Genomic DNA, 18492 nt, shown 5'->3' with positions numbered 1-18492 from the left:
GACTTTTATTCATGGCAATTCACGATATCCAAACTTACCTCGAGACAGCCGATCATGATTGGCATGTATCTCAACAAGATGGCAGCCTAATCATCACCAACAGCGATGACCTGACCGCCATTTTAGTGCTGGCAGAGCAGCAAATGCTGATTGAATCATTACTTTTCCCGACCTCGGCAATTCAAGACCAGGCTCAATTTGACGACCTGCTGATGTACCTGCAAAAGCATCTTCCCCTGACCACAGTGGGTAAAACCCGATTACAGGGCGAGACCTACTACACCGCTTTTGGCTCTCTCTCCACCGATTCCAAGCTTGAGAACATTGAACTGGAAATCACCATGCTGTTCCAGAACGTTAATGAGCTATTGCACTTCTCTTCTGAGCATTTAACTAACCAATAAGGGCGAAATCATGGCATTTTCACGTTTACTTACTGCGTTTCGCGGTTTTCTTAATGATGCGGCCGAAGCAGAAGCAGATAAACATATGGTGACCGAGCAGCGCCAAAACATCCGTGATGCGAAAAAAGAACTCGATCAAATGGATCTCAACATCGCCAGTACCAAAGGTCAGCGTAAACTTGCAGACAATGAGGTTGCCGAACTGGCACAAAAAATCGACAACTATGAATCGGATGTACGCAACTTTGCCGCGCAGAATAAGATGGATCTCGCCACTGAGATTGCCGGACATATTCCTCAGTACCGTAAACAACTGGAAGCCGCTCAAGGCCGACGGGATATTTTGCTCAGCAATGAAACTAAAATGATCGCTATCGCCCAAGACCTCAAAGAGCGCGTGACCGCAATGGAACAAGAGCTGGCTCAAATTGAAAGCACGGCCCAGATGCAGAAGGCACAAGCCGCAACACTGAATGCCGTTTCTGGATTAGATTCCAAAGCAAAAACTGCACTGGAATCTATGGAGCGTATCAAGCAGAAACAGCAGCAAAAAGCTGCGCAGCTGGAAGCCGCGGCTGAAATGGCTGATGCGCGAAATGCACCCAATGATCTGGATGCCAAAATTGCCCTGGCAAAATCTGAGGCGACGTCGAATGCTCAATCAGAGCTAGAGCGTATTCTCGGCAATCCATAAACACTCCCCTAAGCCACTGGCGAGCAGAAGCTCGCCTTTTAGTCGGACCAACTCATGTTAAACACTCTGAAAAAAATCTTCGCGTTTAAAAACAGCTCCGCTTCTTCTGCGCCAGCCCTGCTCCCTCCGCAGGTACTGGGCCTGAAACTAGGCGGCTCGTTTACCATAGATGCGCTTAAACTTAAGCTGGCAGAGCCAATGCTGACCATCGAAGGGGCAGCCTCTGATCACATCATAGAAGCCGTTGGTGAAGTTCAGCTGGACCCACAGAGAAAGCTGCTGCGTTTTTACACCGATGATGAAGGATTTCTCCAGATTCAGCTGTTTGGTGAGCACATTGAAGAAATTATCCTGTGGTACTTTTATGATGTCAAAGCGATCAGCACTCCGCAGTGGAGCAAGGTATTGAATAATCAGGTGGCTAAATCGCACTATGCATTGGAGGATCAAACCTTTACTCAATTCTGGGAAGGGAATACACCGGTTGTACTCACCGAAAAGACCTATCACCTGGATGGTTCTGTCTCAGAGACCGACCAATTTTGTATGGCTTATACGCGTGAAATTGACAGTCAGCAATGCCCTCGCGAGCTGTTGCTGATTAGTGCGGAGGAAAAATATAACTCAGTGACCAACGACTTCGATCGGGAACTGGTCCGTTCGACCGGTTTTGCCCTCAGTAAAACCGATATCCAAGATAACTAGATCATGAAAATGAACAAAACGTTTATTGATTTGTGGGATAAGTATTTATCAAAAGTTGCTGACAATATTAATCGGCTCAACGTATCCCTGATTGCACTGGTATTTATCCTGCTTGTTTATGGCGCTCTGCACCTGCTAGGAGAAACACACCTGGTCGAAACTCCCGCGCGATTTCTTTATTTCATCGTTGTCGTAGCGTCGACGGTCGGGTTTGGTGACTACAGTCCTCAGACGGAAGGCGGACAACTGTTCACCGCGTTCTTTATTATTCCTATCAGTATTACCTTATTTGCTGTGGTTGCTGCAAAATTAGCGGCTAAAGCGGCAGCGTTGTGGTATCGCAAAATCAAAGGCAGACACACTATGAACTATAAAAATCACATTGTTATTCTGGGCTACAACCGCGAAAAAACCCCTCTTTTGATCCAGCAGTTGAAACGCGAAGAACAGAGAAAAATCGTACTGGTCTCGCGTGAGGAACAAGAAAACCCATTGCCTGAATTTGTTGATTTCATCAATGTAACCTCATTTACCAGTGCAGAAGAACTGAGTCGTTCCAATATAAGTCACGCATCCTGTATCGTGGTTGATACTGATAAAGACGATACAACCTTAACTCTGGCGTTGTTTGTGACGGGTCTGAATAAAGAAGCGCACTTAGTCGCGCACTTTACCGATGATATCAAAGGACAAATACTGAAAAGTATGTATCCCAAATCGGAATGTATTTCTAATCTAAGCACAGAACTGCTGGCGAAATCTGTCATCGACAGTGGCTCATCTCTGGTGCATAGCGAGCTGGTTTCTGCTCACCAGGGGCAGACTCAATATGCGATTCAGGTTCCCGACACCGTCGCACCGTTTCCACTGAGTGAGGTATTTCTATTGTTCAAAACTCAGGTCGAAGCCACCATTATTGGTTTGCGCCGATTCGAAAGTGAACAAATATTGTTAAATGCCAAACTCACGACTGAAGTGCGCCCCGGAGACACCCTTTTCTACATCAGTGACGAACGTATTCAGTTCTCTAGCTGGCCTTAAATCGCAAAAAATGCTTCGGCCTTGTGACTGGGCCTGGGCCTGGGCAGCTTATCTCAGCAAATTTTTTCCGCAGCCGACTTATCCGGGGAGAGGGTGTGCTGGGTATTTGAACATGACGACTCATTGTGCAGCACCTGATACCAGGCACCGAACAGCCAGGTTCTGGCCAGGAAAATATCGACGCAAACCAACAGGGGGACGGCAATCAACACACCCATTGCGCCCCACATCCAGCCCCATAGCACCAGCCAGACAAAAATAACCAAAGGATTCAGATTAAATTTGTCGCCGAGTAGTGTCGGGGTCACAAACTGGCTTTCAATGATGTTGAGAGCCAGGTACGCGGCCATGATGAACAGTGCGTATTGCAAGGAATCAAACTGCAGAAAACCGACCAACCCCAAGCAGGCGACTGAAATCATTGGCCCGAGGTAGGGTGCAAAATTCATCATGGCAGCGAATGCGCCCCACAAAAACGCATCTTCCATCCCCAGCATCGCCAGTACAGTGCCGACCGCGACTCCGAGGCCAATATTGACCGCAGTGATGGTGCTCAGGTAGCGGAATAAGCTGGTCTGGATCTCGCGTACCACTTCTATCGCGACCCTTTTGTCTGCAAAGCTGGGGAGCTGGCGTAAAAACTGTCGCAATAACGTACGTCCATAGCTAAGCATAAAGAACGCCATGAACAGCGCGATAAGCAGCTGAGTCACTATGGTCGGGGTCGCCTTCACCACTTCTTTGGCGACAGACAAAGCAGTATTGGCTTTGATTTCTCCCACATTGGCCTTTTCAATCACTTCCATAAAAGAATCATCGCCACCTGCATTGGCAGCAGAAGTGTGATTGAACTGCTGTGACATCTCTTTCATCACCGAGGGCAGTTTAGACCACCATTGCTGGGCGGGTTCGGCCAGAAAGCCAGCGCTGAGAGACAGTGCCGCTAACAGGGTCATCAGCAGCACCACCACGTTAATCAGGCGCGGGATCCCTATTTTGCTTAATCTTGTCACGATCGGAGCACAGAGCAGTGACACAAACCCGGCGATAAAAATGGGTAACATCAGAGATTGGGTAAAATAGAGTCCGATGAATAGGCTGATCACCGCCATCGTTCGGATCAGTGCAGCAGAATAGTTATGTTTCATCGTCGACTTCCTGTTATTTTTCACCGTTTTGGCTCAGCTGGTCCGACGCTAGCGTGGATCAGGCTGACGTGCCCGGTAAGCGGCCACTTTTTGGCGTATCTGCGGTGCCAGCATACGGGTAATCTGTGAACCCAGGGCAATTAGCGGCCGGAAGCGGCTACGGGTCAGACACACTGCGGCCAGGCACAAAATCCCCCCACTTTGCAGCGGATACGCGGTGGCGTAATTGAGCAGTGAGCGGGTGAACAAATTCCATGACAGCCGACATTGACGGCTCAGCATTCTCCCTTCACTGCGCTTCAACTTAATCGCCGCTTGGCGTTTGCTTACTGACCACATCCCAGCCCTCCTTAACCTGCGCAACGGTATGACGAAATCCAACCAAACTGGCCAGTCTGGCCTGCTGCCAGATAAGTCCGGCCAATACAACACCCAGCGCCACCACAAATCCGGCGTACCCAGCCAGCAGGCTGAGAGTAAAGTGGTACACCACCAGCCCGACCCCTGCACACAAACTCAGAACAAAAAACACCGCCAAACAAATCAGCAGTAGTTGCAGTACTATCATCTGCCGAATCGCCGCCAGGCTGGTCTTCAGCTCAAGCGAAAATAGCTCAGTGGTGGAATCCGCCCATGCCAGGAACCGTTGCTGACACAGGTTCAGTTGTTGCCACAAACTGTGCAGATCATTGACAGGGTCGGCTCCGTCTTGAGCGCTGCCTTTGGGCTGGGCAGACTCACGGGAAGGGGATTGGCCACCCTCATCGGTGGCCATAGTCGGTTGCTGTTCAGGCTTCATATCTATATGGGATTACTTGATGAGCTTTGAGATAGCCCAGCCAGCCAGGAATGCACAGCCCACACTGAGCAGAGGACGTTCTTTGACAAAATTCCCCGCCTGATCGGTGGCTGATCTCAGGCTTTCTTGTCCGGCTTCGATCTCCTCCATCACTTTTTCTTTGATTTGACCGACCGCCTCCAGAGTCGCCTCTTCTGTCTTGTGATAAGCGTCTTCGATTTTTTCCTGGGGTTCATCTTGCTGTTTTCTTGCTGTTGCCATGAGTTCCTCCACTTAATGCAAAATCTTACTGTTTCATCACTACTTGTTGAGCTGAATAACAACTTAAACTGCCAAGTATTTCTGCCGGCTTATGGATTGCTCATAAGCCTTATCCTAAACAAAGCCAAATTCATGCCAGGTTTAAAATGACCGAATAACGGATATTTAAAACAAGTAAATCCAGCAGTACTTGTAATATTTTCAGTCAACGTAACGCAAAACGTGTAAAAAATTCCATCCCCCACTGCCAACTGTTAATCAACACCGGTCTCAGGCCCGAAAATAGCGCCCTCAGATGATTTACCAAGGCTGGCACAATACATGCCTTATAGTAATAGTAAGCAGTAATAGTAAGCAGTAATAGTAAGCAGTAATAGTAAGCAGAAATATTGAGTAAAAAATGTCACTGCGAACAGAAAACCATCAGAGTGAATGTGGAGGCATTATGAAAAATCAAGATCTCGACTTTATTATCAACCTGATTGAAAGCGGTAATAATATCTACGCGAAAGCAATCGACAATATCGATAACCAAGGCTTGGCAAGAGAGCTGAATGAGATCATCCGCATCAAGGAATACGCGGCATTGCAACTGAGAGCGCACCGGGAGCCTGATTCGGACGTTGAGGAGGAAGATACTCCCTCCTATGCCATCAAAGCGCGTGAGTGGTATACGGATACGGTTAAAGATGTCAGCTTTGACAAAGAAAAAATGTATTTAAAGCAGCTACAAATGATTGAAGAAAAAACATTGAATGAGGTGAGCGACGTATTACGCAACGCTCAACCAGGAGATCGACAAGAAGTGTTATTCACGGTTCAGGAAGAACTCATTTCCTGTCAGAAGAAAATAGCCAATATAGCGATTATTGACTAATTCAAAGTGTGAATTGGTCGTAGATCATGGTTAATAGTGACTCGTTATGATTATTTTAATGAACAATCATCAAGAGATAACCGATATCATTGAAAAATTAAACCACCATTACATGGCGAGTATTAATCTCGCCAATAATAACTTGCACTCCAGCCTGGACCGCAGTGTCAACCGCTTTCGTCAGGTCGAGAAATCGATGCTGGATAAACTGGCACCATTTGAGTCATACCGGCGGGAAACAGATACCGGACAGTCCGGCAACAGAGTGACGCCCTTCGCCAGTCACGAGGTCATGTACCAGGCTAATCTCAGCCTGGTCACCTTTCTCAAACACAAACTGGCTGCGATCGAAAACGATGATATTCGGAGTTTTCTCTCTTATTGGGTCGCCGCGTTACAGATGGAAAATGACGAAATGGCTAAATACTTACCAGTTTCGTCCCTCTGACTACAAGTCGTAGTGAAAAAGCCAGGGGCTAACAAAAAATCTCGCCAGCGTAATCATCTACCCTGGCGAGATTTTTTCACGTTCCCACCTCATCAATAGCAACAGCAACGGCTGTTATGGCACACATACCTGTAACGACTGGGGCTTGATCTCAATCGTCAATTTATCGGCACTGTACAGTTCACCATCCACGACATAATCCATCTTTTTATCGGCGCTAATTTCAACCCGCCGCGCACTGGCGTAACTAAACAGTTCGCTTTTATCCTGAAAACCGACTGAAGCGAGAGTGATATCCGACAGTGCCAGTAAACGCTCCGCCACCGAATCAGCCTGCTCAAGATAAGTAATATGCAACAGACCATCCCCCGGCTCAGGCTCTCCGTTACCTTGCGCCAGCAGAGTGGTAAACGGCGCGGTATTGGCGACCACAAAGCTGCGCACCTGTAATGACTGAGGCGCTTGATCATCAAGGCGGCAAGTCAGCTCAATCGGGTTATCCGCCATCACAGCATTAAAGAAGCCGGTCAGATACGCCAGTTGCCCCAGTTGATTTTTCTCCTCACGCTGAGCGTATTCGATCATCTGTTGTTCAAACCCGATCCCCATCACCAATAGCATCAGTTGCTGATTACAATAAGCGGTATCTATCTGGCGGGTATTGCCAGACAAAATAGCTTCACAAGCCTTGTCGATGGGCGCGGTTTTACTGCCGATACCATACAGCACATGGCACAAAGCGTTGGCGGTTCCGAACGGCACTATTGCCAAGCGGGTATCAGAGTGATCAACCTCACCGGCTACCTCACCGACTGTGCCATCACCACCTGCGGCAATGATCAGATCGGGATTATGCTGCAAAGCCTGCCGGGCCAGCGCAGTCGCACTGACATCCGGCTCGGTAAACAGCAACCTTAAACGATAACTGCGGGTTAATTCGCGGATCAAACGCTGACCGAATGCCTGCCATTTTCCGCCGCCGGAAACCGGATTGGCGATCATCCACGCCGGCTCATCAAGCTGCAACAGCCCTTGTTGATGCATAGATTGCAGTGCCCTGACCTGGCGCCGGTTAAGGCGTGCGCTGCTGCGTACCGAGTGGATCTGTTGCAGCACCTGATCGACACTCTGACCGGGATTCTGACTGAGCAGATAAGCGGCAACCACAAACACCGATCGGCCGCGCCCCAAAGCACAGTGAACGACGACAGATCGTGACTGGCTTATTTGCGTATCGATCCAGTTAAGCGCGTGGCGCAGCTGGCGATACTTGGGGGCCTTGTGATCGAGAACCGGAATACTGAGATACTCAAACTGCTTATCTGTCATCGCACTTTCCAGACCGGCAAATTCGGCGGTGACATCGACGATACAGTTGATGTTATTGGCGTGCAGCGCGTCCAGATCAGAACGCAGCAGGCGGCGTGACACATACAGGTGGGGGGCAATCTGATGGATTGCGGCGACCTTATCATTGCGGCGCGAACAGTAATTATACAGCCTGACCGCCGCCAGAAACGGAATAAATGCCCAGCGGATCCACCAGGTCAGTTTTCCGTCACCGGACTTCATAAAAATCGAGGGTAAGTCAAAAAGATAAGCCAGAACGACCAGAAAAACGGACAGGCCTATCCAGCCTAAAACAAGACTGACCGCAAGGTTAGGGATCAGGAATGCAGCAGAGAAACAGGCCAGCACAATCAGGCAATAGTATTTAACGACAAACATTGTAAGCCTCTGATTAATATAAGGGGCCAGAAGCCTGCTGCTGTGTCGTAATGGCTGCGTCTTATCGCGGGCAGACCCGGATTGGCAGGTCAAAACCTCTTATCGGGAACGGCTCACAGGCCGAATATCAATACAGCGCATTCATTACAGACTTCAGGTCAGCATGTCACAGTTCAGGTCAATATTTAATTCTGCGGGTCAAGGTTGACGACTTCAGGCAACCATTAATGTCAGATCAACCATTAATTTCACATTAACCATTAATATAGCGGATCAGACACAGAACAGGGCGGTCACTGCCCGCCCTGTCAACGCTGAAATGTTAGCAATCGGTATCTTCAGCTTTGAGCTCACCTTTAATGTCTTCACATTTATCTTCAATCGCGTTTTGCGTGTCGGTCGCGGCTTCATCAAGCTGCTCGCCAGCCTGTTCCATTGGGCCTTCATCGCCACAGGCGGCCAGCAGACATACCAGACCAAAGGTTGCGAATCCTTTGTACATAACAGAACGTGTAATCATGATAACTCCTAGTACTGAGTGGTAAGGTTTATTAAGTAACGTTATTCGTTTTAGCTAGCGCTATCCCTCATTGGGTAAGATCAGCGGTTATTGAGTCACTTCCAGGTTATCGACTACATCGTTGACCTGGTCGGTATTGCGGGCGATATTGATGGCTAGATCATGCTCGGCATCGGAATCGACACTACCATTGAGAACAACCGTTCCGTTATTGGTTTCCACTTCGATGTCGGTGCCGCTTACATCGCGATTCATTAGTAACTTGGTTTTCACCAACGTGGTGATTTTCGTGTCCTGCAGTGCCCCCAGGGCCTGGTTGTCACTGCTCTGGTCTTGATCTTCCACTGTGAGATCATTATTGACCGACTCAACCCCTTCCAGGCCAGCGACCAATTCACCGGCCAGATCTTTCTCGGTACTGTTACTGACCTGACCGGTTAAGGTCACGACTTTATTTTCGACATCGGTATTAATATCAAACGAATTCAGATTAGTATTTAACAGTAAGGCCGTTTCTGCTTTACCATCGAGCCAAGCATCATAAGACTTATCTTTCCATTGATTGTCTGCTGCCATAACAGCAGAAGAAGAAGACACGAGTACTGATGCTAATATCAATTTAGGTGCGATGTTTTTCATTATTCGTTTCCTCTGTTCAGTGAAATTTATTAACTTCACTCCCACTAAGGCAACTGGCATGCCAAAATCATAACCAACTGATTTAATTTGCTATTTATAAGAATCACTAAAACCACCACAATCTTTCCCGGTTAAAACCTGAATTATTTACACGCAAGATTTGAAAAAATTATCTGCCCCTTAAGCTCTGAATTTATGTAATTAAGCCAAAGCTAAACAAGAGCAGATTAAATATTAATGATATCTTCACCTAACTCTGACTTTATTCTTTACTTGTGCTGAAATATAAGACAATAACTCTCTGGTGTTCGTGTTATGCTCAAAGCTGTTGCTGTGAATTGCAGAGGCGGACACATGCCATTACCTACGCTATTTGTTCATATCGAAGACAAAATACTCAAAGAAAATATTTCTGGTTTGGCAGTATTGGACAGCTTTTCGCTGCAATCCAATCCAGCCGGTCAGGACTGGATCGATCAATTACAACAGATCAGTCCGGATGTGGCAGTGGTCGAAATGACTCACTTCGACCAGGATGATTTACTGCGTTTATCCGGCTCGCAGGTTATTCAGACCACCGAGCTGGTGATCATCAGTGCCGGCATCCCCAATCCGCATATCGATAACTTAATGAAGCTGGGTGCTATCTCCCACTACCGCTTACCGGTCGATGTCAACGTGGTTGCCGATACACTGCTCGATTTCAGCCAGGACTATCAGCAGAAATGGGCTAAAGGCAGTACAATTTCGACCAGCACTCTCGACCAGTTTGGCATGTTAGTTGGCTCTTCAACGCCGATGCATAAGCTGTATCGAACACTGAGACGAGTCGCCAAAACCGATGCCAATGTGCTTATCGTCGGCGAAAGTGGTTCAGGAAAAGAGCTGGTCGCTCAGACCATTCATCTGGCCAGCGAGCGTAACCAACAACCTTTTATTGCCATCAACTGTGGTGCGATCGCGACCGAGCTGGTCGACAGCGAGTTATTCGGCCATGAAAAAGGGGCATTCACCGGAGCAAATAAAGCGCACCAGGGGGTATTTGAACAGGCACAGGGCGGAACCCTATTTCTCGATGAAATCACAGAAATGCCGCTCAGTCATCAGGTCAAATTACTGCGGGTGTTAGAGACTGGTGAATACCGCCCGGTTGGCAGCCAGCAGGTCAAAATTGCCAATGTGCGGGTGATTGCGGCCACCAACCGCGATCCGCAAGTGGCGATTGAACAACAGTACTTACGCGAAGATCTCTATTTCCGGCTGGCTCACTTCCCGATTCATATTCCGCCACTGCGTGAACGCGGCCACGATATCGTCGGGCTGGCCAAGCATTTTATTGCCCATCGCAATGCCAGCGAGGCAGTGACCAAAAGTATTCTCGATTCGGCTCTGGATAAGATTGCCCAGCACAACTGGCCGGGTAATGTGCGCGAACTCAAACATACCATTGAACGGGCATTTATTCTGGCCGATGACGTCATTAAAGACGATCACCTGATCTTTGATACCCCACCGCTGGAAAGCGGTACCGCGCTTGAAGAGATGGTGCCTTCCGGCGTCTCGCTGGAAGAAATAGAAAAGGCTGCGATTTTTAACACGCTAGAGGAGAATGGCGGTAACAAAACCGAAACAGCGCAAGAATTGGGCATCAGCCTGAAGACGCTGTACAACAAACTCGATAAGTACAAGGTCAATCAAGGCTGAGTCGCACCGCTCTGCCTGAGCAAGCGACACGAGAGCCCGTTAAAAATTCAACCCGTCGCATAAAAAGAAAAACCTCGCTGGCCAGGCTGTCCAGCGAGGTTTTTGTTGTTTAACTCAGAGGTGTTGGTCACGCGCAGTCTAATGCCTTTAATGACCACGATAACCGGAGTACATCGGATGACCGGAGATATTCAATTCCGGCGGGAACTCCACTTTAAGTATGGTGCCGGTATCCGACTCAGTGATGAACAGGGTGCGTAACTCTTTGCCGCCAAATGCGCAGTTGGTGGTACCTAAACCTTTTGGTGAACGCACCACCGCCACCGGACGCCCGAGGTTATCGTGCACCCAAACCAGCCCCATCCCTGTCTGACATACCACCACGCCATTTTGCGCCGTCAGCGCCAGCCCATCCGGCCACCGAACACAAAAAAAGAGGAAAGCATATGCCTTCCTCTTTATTTATCTGCCAGGGAGCGAGTCATGCGCTGGCATCACTCAGTTTGCTGTGCCGGACTTAGCTGGTCACCAAACGGCGTTGCGCCATCATTTTCCAGCGCAGCACGTCAACGAGCAAAAATAGCAACAGACTGCAACCGAGCACCGGCAGGGCCAGACCTAAACCAATCGCCACCAGCACGGTCAGCAACTTGCTGAGCGGAGCCAGATGAGACCAGATATAACTGATGGTTTCTTTCTCAGAGTTTACGGCCGGGCGGCGCTTCCACCACATGATGTACCCCATCACGATCATAAAGCACAGAGTCAGGCCGAAAGCAGCCAGCACAATTTGGTTCGGCACGCCAAACAACACCCCCATATGCGCATCAATGCCCCAGCGAATCAATTTGGCAATCAAAGGATAATCGCTAAAATTAGCCCGGCTGGTAATCGTCATCGATTGAGGGTCAACCGACACACTGTCGACCTGGGTCGGCCAGGAGCGGTCAATCTCACTCACTACCCAGGCGCGAGAAGCGTCATAAGAAGGGGTCAGCTCAATTTTGCTCGCTTCGATGCCCGCACTCCTTGCCAGCGCTAGCACAGGATCAAACAGTTGATCGATCAGTTGCGGTTGTGTACTCAGAGCAGAGTCAGCCTCGACAGGTAATGAGCGATTCAGTGACGGCGTGACCCAACCAATGCTCTTACGCCATTCGGCAATATTACTGCCCGCCCATTTTGACCAGGTTAAGCCGGTGGCGGAGAAAAACACCAATCCGACCACAATAATCAAACCCGCTTTCTGATGACGCTGCTTGGCTTTCAGGTACGAGTTTCTGCTGTTGCTCTTCGCCGGGCGTTTTGCACGATACCAGAGCAGTAAGCCGCCCAATGCCGCTAACCACATCCAGGATGCCGCCAGCTCACTGTAAATACGGCCTATTTCGCCGAGCAGCAACCCACGATGAAGGAAATCAAGCGTGGTCATAAACGGCAGGATGCCACTGGTGCCGTAGGTCGGCAACGTATCCTGCACAGCGAGCGTAACCGGATCGACAAATACAGTCAGGCGCTGCAGGCTATAATCCGGATCGGCAAACAACACCCGGGTAGTAAAACCTTCACCTGTCGCGGGCCGCACAGCGGTCAGTTTGAGCGGGCGCTCTAGTGACTGGCGCGCAACCTCGATCTGTTGCTGTAACGAATGCGCCTCACCGTGCGACGTGGTGGTCAGAGCATGCTGATAGAGCTGCTGCTCAATCTGCGGCGAGACCACGTACAGTGTGCCGGTCAGGGCCGCGACGAAAATAAACGGGCCAACGAACAACCCGATGTAAAAATGGAGCCTTTTAATGAGCGCAATGATTCCCAGGCGAGAATCTTGCGATTGATTACCTTTCATAGTGACTTTCTCTTGCTGATTTAATGATAGTTATGCTTCAGGCAGAGAAAAAAGGCGGTGCGCGCGATTGGAGATGGTCCAGCACCCAGCGGTTAACATTAACTGCATAGGGAAAGAGGATATGAAGGGTATTAACTGCATCCGCCACGCTCAGAGAGGCGTCGCTCTGACTATACCAGCTCAGATGCGACAGTAACTTACAGTAGCCACACCAATGATGCAGCAACGAGTTATCATCGCGGACGGCTTGCATTCCACTCTGCTCGGCCGACGCGTGCATATGACTATGCTGCGCCTGGGTCTGACTGGGCAAACCGGCGTCATGCGTCATTACCCATTGCGACACAATAGGTGCGGTATAAAGCAGGGCGACTGACAACAGGGCAGAAAAAACAAACAGCTTCACTGTCCACCCGAGTTGCCGGCGGGTATTTCTCACAAAAATGCAGGCTCTGAGCGTAAAGGAGCGCGTAATGTAACAAAAAACGGCCTGAAGTTACATCCCGGATGGCGGCACAAGCGAGCTTGCTAGGCCACGATTTTGTTAGCGAATGTTGACAGAAAGACCTCGCTACCCTCGGTCGGCACCTTTATCTCACCCACACCATCAGCCTCGCTTATCAGGCACCTCCGACTTCCCGACCCTAGCTATGCATCTGGGTTGAGCCAACCCGCCCCGATTGCGTATAATTTTTGTTCAGCAATCTAAAACCTTAACTTTCCTTGGTTGTTATTAGCGAAACAAAGCTGGATAATATCGGGATCGGAGTTGCAAACTTATAATATTATGACCGAATATCTTTTGTTGTTGGTCGGCACTGTGCTGGTAAACAACTTTGTACTGGTAAAATTTCTGGGCTTGTGTCCTTTCATGGGCGTGTCGAAGAAACTGGAAACCGCAATTGGCATGGGGTTGGCGACCACGTTCGTCCTGACTCTGGCCTCAGTGTGCTCATACCTGGTGGAAAGTTATATCCTGCGTCCGCTCGGCATTGAATACCTGCGCACCATGAGCTTTATCCTGGTGATCGCCGTGGTGGTGCAGTTCACTGAAATGGTGGTGCATAAAACCAGCCCGACCCTGTATCGCTTACTGGGTATCTTCCTGCCGCTGATTACCACCAACTGTGCCGTGCTCGGCGTGGCGCTGCTTAACATCAATGAGAACCATAATTTCATCCAGTCGATCATTTACGGTTTTGGTGCCGCGGTTGGCTTCTCACTGGTTCTTATCCTGTTTGCCTCGATGCGTGAACGTATCCATGTGGCCGATGTCCCAGCGCCATTCAAAGGTGCTTCGATTGCCATGATCACGGCCGGATTAATGTCACTGGCCTTTATGGGCTTTACCGGTCTGGTGAAATTGTAATGACAACTATTTTAATCGCTGTTTTAGCGCTTGCCGCGCTCGCTGCGCTGTTCGGAGCTATTCTCGGTTTTGCCTCAATCCGCTTTAAGGTCGAGGCGGACCCGATTGTTGACCAGATAGACTCTATTCTGCCGCAAACTCAGTGTGGCCAGTGCGGCTACCCGGGTTGCCGCCCGTACGCCGAAGCGATCGCCAATGGCGATGCTGTCAACAAATGCCCTCCGGGCGGCCAGGCCACGATTGAAAAACTGGCTGATTTGATGGGGGTCGATGTACCCGAGTCGGCCCACGATCTGAGCGAAAACGTCAAAACCGTTGCCTTTATTCATGAAGACATGTGTATCGGCTGTACCAAATGCATTCAGGCCTGTCCGGTCGATGCGATCGTTGGCGGCAACAAAGCACTGCATACCGTGATCGAAAGTGAATGTACCGGCTGCGATCTGTGTGTCGCGCCCTGCCCGACCGATTGTATTGAAATGATTCCCGTAGCCACCACTACGGAAACCTGGAAGTGGCAAATGAACGCCATTCCTGTTGTTAATGTGACTGACTCTGCTGCGGATGAAAATAATGTGTCAGGCAGTTCGCACAATAAGGTGAGTTAAGGACGGGTATGTTGTCATTAATCGAACAAATTCGCAGCGGTTACCTGTGGGATTTCCCTGGAGGCATTCATCCGCCGGAAAACAAACACCAATCGACCAAAACGCCACTGGTTGAAGCCAGTCTGAGCAAGGAGCTGGTGTTGCCGGTCAAACAGCACATCGGTAAACCGGGTGATCTGCAGGTCAAAGTCGGCGATAAAGTGCTTAAAGGCCAGCCGCTCACCACATTTTCTACCACCTTTATGTTGCCGGTCCATGCACCGACATCCGGCGTGGTCAGTGCCATTGAACCACGCACCGTTGCCCATCCGTCCGGTCTGAGCGAGTTGTGCGTGGTGATTGAGCCGGATGGCGAAGACACCTGGTGCCAACGCCACCCTGTGGCTGACTACACCCAATCCAGTCCGGAAGCGCTGATCGAAATCATCCGCAACTCAGGTATTGCCGGTCTCGGCGGTGCGGGTTTCCCGACTGCGAAAAAAATCCACTCCGGCCTGTCACGGGTCGAGATGCTGATCGTCAACGCCGCCGAATGTGAACCTTACATTACCGCCGATGATGCCCTGATGCGCGAACATGCCGAGGAAATCATTGCCGGTATTGGTGTGGTCGAACACATCCTGCAGCCTAAGCTGACCATTATCGGCGTAGAAGATAATAAGCCGGAAGCGATTCGTGCCCTGGAACAAGCGGCACAAGGCAAAGATATTGTGATTCGCGCCATCCCGACCAAATACCCTTCCGGTGGCGCCAAACAGCTGATTAAGCTGCTGACCAACCAGGAAGTCCCGGCCGGAAAGCACTCCGCTGATATCGGTGTCATCGTACAGAACGTCGGTTCTATCCATGCGATTAAACGTGCGGTGATTGACGGCGAGCCGCTGATCAGCCGTGTCGTCACCTTAACCGGTAACTCATTTAAACAGCCACGCAATGTCTGGGTACGTCTGGGTACGCCGATTCGTGCGCTATTGGAAGAGTTTGGTTATCAGCCGGATAAAAAGCTGCCGCGCCTGATCCTGGGCGGCTCCATGATGGGCTTCACCCTGCCGCACGCTGATGTGCCGATCGTCAAGATCGCCAACTGTATTCTGGCGCCGACCCGGAGAGAAATCCCCGAGCAGTCCTATGAGATGGCCTGTATCCGTTGTGGTCAGTGTGCTGATGCTTGTCCGGCGTCCTTGTTGCCGCAGCAGTTGTACTGGCACTCCAAAGCGGAAGAGTACGACAAGTGCGAAGAGCTCAATATCAAAGACTGTATCGAATGTGGTGCCTGTGCCTACGTCTGCCCGAGTGAAATTCCGCTGGTACAGTACTATCGTCAGTCCAAAGCGGAGATCAAAACCCGCCAGCGTGAGGCCGAAGCCGCCGAACGTGCTAAACAGCGTTTTGAAGAGAAAAACGCGCGTATGGAACGCGAAAAAGCTGAGCGGGAAAACCGCTTTAAGAAAGCTGCTGATGAGCGTCGCACAGAGATGAAAGCCAGCGGTGGTGATGATGCTATCGCCGCCGCTATTGCCCGGGTGAAAGCGCAGAAAGCCCAGGCAAGCAGCAGTGAAGAGGCACCGGTCAAACCTGCGGTCGCCGCTGCAATTGCCAAAGCGAAAGCCAAGCAGGCTGAAGCTGCCAAAGCTGGCGCGGCCGAACCGGACAACTCTGAAATGGCCAAGCTGCGTGAAGAGCGCAAACGCCAGGCCAGAGAGCGTAAAGCTGAAAAAGCTTCGGATACAGACAGCAGTGCAGAGCGCAGCGATAAACAAGATGCGGTTGCCGCGGCCATTGCCCGCGCCAAAGCACGCAAAGCGCAAGCCGCCGACGAAGTCAGTGAAACGCAGCCTGCAACAGACAGCGCCGAGCAGGATCCGAAGCAAGCCGCGGTCGCTGCGGCCATTGCCCGCGCCAAAGCACGTAAAGCGCAAGCTGCTGACGAAGTCAGTGAAACGCAGCCTGAAGCAGACAGCGCCGAGCAGGATCCGAAGCAAGCCGCGGTCGCTGCGGCCATTGCCCGCGCCAAAGCACGTAAAGCAGCCCAGCAGGCGCAAGAAGCGACTGACGCTGAGCCAGAATCGGACAGCGCTGAAGAGGATCCGAAAAAGGCCGCTGTCGCTGCTGCCATCGCCCGCGCCAAAGCGCGTAAAGCAGCCCAGCAGGCGCAAGAAGCGACTGACGCTGAGCCAGAATCGGACAGCGCTGAAGAGGATCCGAAGAAAGCCGCTGTCGCCGCGGCCATCGCCCGCGCCAAAGCGCGTAAAGCAGCCCAGCAGGCGCAAGAAGCGACTGACGCTGAGCCAGAATCGGACAGCGCTGAAGAGGATCCGAAGAAAGCCGCTGTCGCCGCGGCCATCGCCCGCGCCAAAGCGCGTAAAGCAGCCCAGCAGGCGCAAGAAGCGACTGACGCTGAGCCAGAATCGGACAGCGCTGAAGAGGATCCGAAAAAGGCCGCGGTCACCGCTGCCATCGCCCGCGCCAAAGCGCGTAAAGCAGCCCAGCAGGCGCAAGAAGCGACTGACACTAAGCCCGAATCGGACCTCGCTGAAGAGGATCCGAAAAAGGCCGCCGTCGCCGCCGCCATTGCCCGTGCCAAAGCGCGTAAAGCAGCTCAACAGGCACAAAATAGTGAACCGAATTCTGAGGAGAATAACTAGTGGGCTTTTTTATTGCCAGCTCCCCACATGCGCGTGTTAAGCGTAGCACCGCTGATATGATGAAATGGGTTGCCCTGTGCGCTCTGCCAGGTTTACTGGCGCAAAGTTATTTCTTTGGTTTTGGTACCCTGATTCAACTGACTTTTGCCATCATCATTGCCCTGTTGCTCGAAGCCGGGGTGATGCTGCTGCGCAAGCGACCGGCCTCATTTGCACTGCGTGACTACAGCGCTGTCGTCACGGCCTGGCTGTTGGCGGTTGCGATTCCGCCCTTATCCCCTTGGTGGATAGTGGTGATAGGCCTGATTTTTGCGATTCTGATCGGTAAGCACTTGTACGGCGGCCTAGGGCAGAACCCGTTTAACCCGGCCATGGTTGCTTACGTGGTCCTGCTGATCTCGTTTCCGGTTCAGATGACCAGTTGGCTGGCTCCGGGTGAACTGACGGCGGAACCTGTATCTCTGCTCAACTCGTTCTCTCTGATCTTTACCGGTTTTAATGTTGACGGCCTGTCGCTGCAGCAGATCCGGACCGGCATTGACGGCGTCACCATGGCCACACCGCTTGATTCGCTGAAAACGTCGCTGCGAGCCGGACACACAATGGCAGAAGCGATGGCGCAACCTCAGTTCAGCGGCCTGGCCGGTGTGGGCTGGGAATGGGTCAACCTGGCGTATCTGGCCGGCGGCCTGGCGCTGCTGAAACTCAGAGTCATCAACTGGCATATTCCTTTTTCTTACCTTGGTGGCCTGCTGGTGGCCAGCGTATTGATGATGTTGCTGGCACCCGGCACGACGGCATCACCTATGATGCATATGTTATCCGGTGCAACCATGCTCGGTGCGTTTTTCATTGCTACCGACCCGGTGACGGCGTCAACCACCACCAGAGGTCGCCTGATTTACGGTGCCTTTATCGGCGTGATGGTATTTATTATCCGCAGTTGGGGCGGTTTCCCTGACGGTGTCGCATTCGCAGTATTACTGGCCAACATGTGCGTGCCGCTGATCGACTACTACAGCAAACCACGTACCTACGGACATTAAGGAAGCGCAC

21 protein-coding genes are annotated in these 18492 nt (G+C 50.9%); 11 read left to right on the top strand and 10 right to left on the bottom strand.

Annotation, left to right across the window (positions count from 1 at the left end):
• Nucleotides 1-11 precede the first annotated feature (11 nt).
• From J0X00_RS16450 to J0X00_RS16435, 4 genes are read left to right on the top strand one after another with little or no spacing between them, the layout of a single operon-like run.
• Entirely contained in the window at nucleotides 12-404 is a 393-nt protein-coding gene (locus J0X00_RS16450; RefSeq protein ID WP_136484360.1) for a DUF2170 family protein, read from the top strand.
• A 10-nt stretch (nucleotides 405-414) separates the two neighbouring features.
• Nucleotides 415-1098, top strand: coding sequence for a PspA/IM30 family protein (locus tag J0X00_RS16445; protein WP_282477222.1), 684 nt, complete (start codon nucleotides 415-417; stop codon nucleotides 1096-1098).
• 54 nt (nucleotides 1099-1152) lie between these two features.
• Nucleotides 1153-1803, top strand: coding sequence for a DUF2491 family protein (locus J0X00_RS16440; protein ID WP_282477221.1), 651 nt, complete (start codon nucleotides 1153-1155; stop codon nucleotides 1801-1803).
• Nucleotides 1804-1806: 3 nt separating this feature from the next.
• Complete coding sequence (locus J0X00_RS16435; RefSeq protein WP_282477220.1) at nucleotides 1807-2844, top strand: ion channel; 1038 nt, start codon at nucleotides 1807-1809, stop codon at nucleotides 2842-2844.
• A 53-nt stretch (nucleotides 2845-2897) separates the two neighbouring features.
• Here the strand turns inward: J0X00_RS16435 and J0X00_RS16430 are convergent, their stop codons facing one another.
• Genes J0X00_RS16430 through J0X00_RS16415 form a run of 4 tightly spaced genes read right to left on the bottom strand, consistent with a single transcriptional unit; the run spans nucleotide 2898 to nucleotide 5052 of the window.
• Nucleotides 2898-3992, bottom strand: a complete 1095-nt coding sequence (locus J0X00_RS16430; RefSeq protein ID WP_282477219.1) for an AI-2E family transporter — start codon at nucleotides 3990-3992, stop codon at nucleotides 2898-2900.
• A gap of 48 nt (nucleotides 3993-4040) precedes the next feature.
• Nucleotides 4041-4331, bottom strand: a complete 291-nt coding sequence (locus tag J0X00_RS16425) for a hypothetical protein (RefSeq protein ID WP_282477218.1) — start codon at nucleotides 4329-4331, stop codon at nucleotides 4041-4043.
• Complete coding sequence (locus tag J0X00_RS16420; protein WP_218562152.1) at nucleotides 4297-4791, bottom strand: phage holin family protein; 495 nt, start codon at nucleotides 4789-4791, stop codon at nucleotides 4297-4299. The genes J0X00_RS16425 and J0X00_RS16420 overlap by 35 nt, the downstream gene beginning before the upstream one ends.
• Nucleotides 4792-4803: 12 nt before the next feature.
• Entirely contained in the window at nucleotides 4804-5052 is a 249-nt protein-coding gene (locus tag J0X00_RS16415) for a hypothetical protein (RefSeq protein ID WP_136484367.1), read from the bottom strand.
• A gap of 445 nt (nucleotides 5053-5497) precedes the next feature.
• Between J0X00_RS16415 and J0X00_RS16410 the strand changes: the two genes are divergently transcribed.
• On the top strand, nucleotides 5498-5929 hold the full coding sequence (locus tag J0X00_RS16410; protein ID WP_168796992.1) for a DUF2383 domain-containing protein: 432 nt from the start codon (nucleotides 5498-5500) through the stop codon (nucleotides 5927-5929).
• A gap of 58 nt (nucleotides 5930-5987) precedes the next feature.
• Nucleotides 5988-6377: a hypothetical protein gene (locus tag J0X00_RS16405; RefSeq protein ID WP_218562153.1), complete on the top strand. Its 390-nt coding sequence runs from the start codon at nucleotides 5988-5990 to the stop codon at nucleotides 6375-6377.
• 114 nt (nucleotides 6378-6491) lie between these two features.
• On the opposite strand, the gene J0X00_RS16400 is transcribed toward J0X00_RS16405, so the two are convergent.
• The 3 genes from J0X00_RS16400 to J0X00_RS16390 all read right to left on the bottom strand — a co-directional run bounded on the left by J0X00_RS16400 (nucleotide 6492) and on the right by J0X00_RS16390 (nucleotide 9264).
• Nucleotides 6492-8105: a diacylglycerol kinase family protein gene (locus J0X00_RS16400; protein WP_282477217.1), complete on the bottom strand. Its 1614-nt coding sequence runs from the start codon at nucleotides 8103-8105 to the stop codon at nucleotides 6492-6494.
• Nucleotides 8106-8427: 322 nt separating this feature from the next.
• Nucleotides 8428-8607: a hypothetical protein gene (locus tag J0X00_RS16395; protein ID WP_256612997.1), complete on the bottom strand. Its 180-nt coding sequence runs from the start codon at nucleotides 8605-8607 to the stop codon at nucleotides 8428-8430.
• Between the two features lie 105 nt (nucleotides 8608-8712).
• On the bottom strand, nucleotides 8713-9264 hold the full coding sequence (locus J0X00_RS16390; RefSeq protein ID WP_282477216.1) for a BON domain-containing protein: 552 nt from the start codon (nucleotides 9262-9264) through the stop codon (nucleotides 8713-8715).
• Nucleotides 9265-9618: 354 nt separating this feature from the next.
• Here J0X00_RS16390 and J0X00_RS16385 point away from each other — a divergent pair, with 354 nt between their 5' ends.
• A complete protein-coding gene (locus tag J0X00_RS16385) occupies nucleotides 9619-10968 on the top strand; it encodes a sigma-54 dependent transcriptional regulator (RefSeq protein WP_136484373.1) in 1350 nt (449 codons plus the stop codon).
• Nucleotides 10969-11115: 147 nt separating this feature from the next.
• On the opposite strand, the gene J0X00_RS16380 is transcribed toward J0X00_RS16385, so the two are convergent.
• From J0X00_RS16380 to J0X00_RS16370, 3 genes are all read right to left on the bottom strand, one after another.
• Nucleotides 11116-11376: an SMP-30/gluconolactonase/LRE family protein gene (locus J0X00_RS16380; RefSeq protein WP_282478310.1), complete on the bottom strand. Its 261-nt coding sequence runs from the start codon at nucleotides 11374-11376 to the stop codon at nucleotides 11116-11118.
• Nucleotides 11377-11485: 109 nt separating this feature from the next.
• A complete protein-coding gene (locus tag J0X00_RS16375; RefSeq protein WP_218562161.1) occupies nucleotides 11486-12814 on the bottom strand; it encodes a PepSY-associated TM helix domain-containing protein in 1329 nt (442 codons plus the stop codon).
• 37 nt (nucleotides 12815-12851) lie between these two features.
• Entirely contained in the window at nucleotides 12852-13220 is a 369-nt protein-coding gene (locus tag J0X00_RS16370) for a DUF2946 domain-containing protein (protein ID WP_168796993.1), read from the bottom strand.
• Between the two features lie 381 nt (nucleotides 13221-13601).
• Here J0X00_RS16370 and rsxA point away from each other — a divergent pair, with 381 nt between their 5' ends.
• Genes rsxA through rsxD form a run of 4 tightly spaced genes read left to right on the top strand, consistent with a single transcriptional unit; the run spans nucleotide 13602 to nucleotide 18482 of the window.
• The gene (rsxA, locus tag J0X00_RS16365) at nucleotides 13602-14183 is read left to right on the top strand and encodes an electron transport complex subunit RsxA (RefSeq protein ID WP_136484405.1); all 582 of its coding nucleotides are present in this window, start codon (nucleotides 13602-13604) and stop codon (nucleotides 14181-14183) included.
• Nucleotides 14183-14791, top strand: coding sequence for an electron transport complex subunit RsxB (gene rsxB / locus J0X00_RS16360; protein WP_218562163.1), 609 nt, complete (start codon nucleotides 14183-14185; stop codon nucleotides 14789-14791). Before rsxA ends, rsxB begins: the two co-directional genes overlap by 1 nt.
• 8 nt (nucleotides 14792-14799) lie before the next feature.
• A complete protein-coding gene (gene rsxC, locus J0X00_RS16355) occupies nucleotides 14800-17436 on the top strand; it encodes an electron transport complex subunit RsxC (RefSeq protein WP_282477215.1) in 2637 nt (878 codons plus the stop codon).
• Nucleotides 17436-18482 (top strand): electron transport complex subunit RsxD, encoded by a 1047-nt coding sequence (gene rsxD / locus J0X00_RS16350; protein ID WP_136487938.1) that lies wholly within the window; start codon nucleotides 17436-17438, stop codon nucleotides 18480-18482. The genes rsxC and rsxD overlap by 1 nt, the downstream gene beginning before the upstream one ends.
• Nucleotides 18483-18492 lie beyond the last annotated feature (10 nt).

The sequence above is a fragment of the Vibrio sp. ABG19 genome, from assembly GCF_029962385.1.
Lineage (GTDB): Bacteria > Pseudomonadota > Gammaproteobacteria > Enterobacterales > Vibrionaceae > Vibrio > Vibrio ostreae.
This window is presented reverse-complemented; position numbering and strand designations above follow the sequence as displayed.

Bases quoted from the DNA above. Each gene is read 5' to 3' on its own strand.
- J0X00_RS16395 (WP_256612997.1), bottom strand. From the start codon at position 8,607: ATGTACAAAGGATTCGCAACCTTTGGTCTGGTATGTCTGCTGGCCGCC.
- J0X00_RS16420 (WP_218562152.1), bottom strand. From the start codon at position 4,791: ATGAAGCCTGAACAGCAACCGACTATGGCCACCGATGAGGGTGGCCAA.
- J0X00_RS16405 (WP_218562153.1), top strand. From the start codon at position 5,988: ATGAACAATCATCAAGAGATAACCGATATCATTGAAAAATTAAACCAC.
- J0X00_RS16390 (WP_282477216.1), bottom strand. From the start codon at position 9,264: ATGAAAAACATCGCACCTAAATTGATATTAGCATCAGTACTCGTGTCT.
- J0X00_RS16450 (WP_136484360.1), top strand. From the start codon at position 12: ATGGCAATTCACGATATCCAAACTTACCTCGAGACAGCCGATCATGAT.
- J0X00_RS16415 (WP_136484367.1), bottom strand. From the start codon at position 5,052: ATGGCAACAGCAAGAAAACAGCAAGATGAACCCCAGGAAAAAATCGAA.
- J0X00_RS16385 (WP_136484373.1), top strand. From the start codon at position 9,619: ATGCCATTACCTACGCTATTTGTTCATATCGAAGACAAAATACTCAAA.
- rsxC (WP_282477215.1), top strand. From the start codon at position 14,800: ATGTTGTCATTAATCGAACAAATTCGCAGCGGTTACCTGTGGGATTTC.
- J0X00_RS16375 (WP_218562161.1), bottom strand. From the start codon at position 12,814: ATGAAAGGTAATCAATCGCAAGATTCTCGCCTGGGAATCATTGCGCTC.
- J0X00_RS16435 (WP_282477220.1), top strand. From the start codon at position 1,807: ATGAAAATGAACAAAACGTTTATTGATTTGTGGGATAAGTATTTATCA.
- rsxB (WP_218562163.1), top strand. From the start codon at position 14,183: ATGACAACTATTTTAATCGCTGTTTTAGCGCTTGCCGCGCTCGCTGCG.
- J0X00_RS16400 (WP_282477217.1), bottom strand. From the start codon at position 8,105: ATGTTTGTCGTTAAATACTATTGCCTGATTGTGCTGGCCTGTTTCTCT.
- J0X00_RS16440 (WP_282477221.1), top strand. From the start codon at position 1,153: ATGTTAAACACTCTGAAAAAAATCTTCGCGTTTAAAAACAGCTCCGCT.
- J0X00_RS16445 (WP_282477222.1), top strand. From the start codon at position 415: ATGGCATTTTCACGTTTACTTACTGCGTTTCGCGGTTTTCTTAATGAT.
- J0X00_RS16425 (WP_282477218.1), bottom strand. From the start codon at position 4,331: ATGTGGTCAGTAAGCAAACGCCAAGCGGCGATTAAGTTGAAGCGCAGT.
- J0X00_RS16430 (WP_282477219.1), bottom strand. From the start codon at position 3,992: ATGAAACATAACTATTCTGCTGCACTGATCCGAACGATGGCGGTGATC.
- J0X00_RS16410 (WP_168796992.1), top strand. From the start codon at position 5,498: ATGAAAAATCAAGATCTCGACTTTATTATCAACCTGATTGAAAGCGGT.
- rsxA (WP_136484405.1), top strand. From the start codon at position 13,602: ATGACCGAATATCTTTTGTTGTTGGTCGGCACTGTGCTGGTAAACAAC.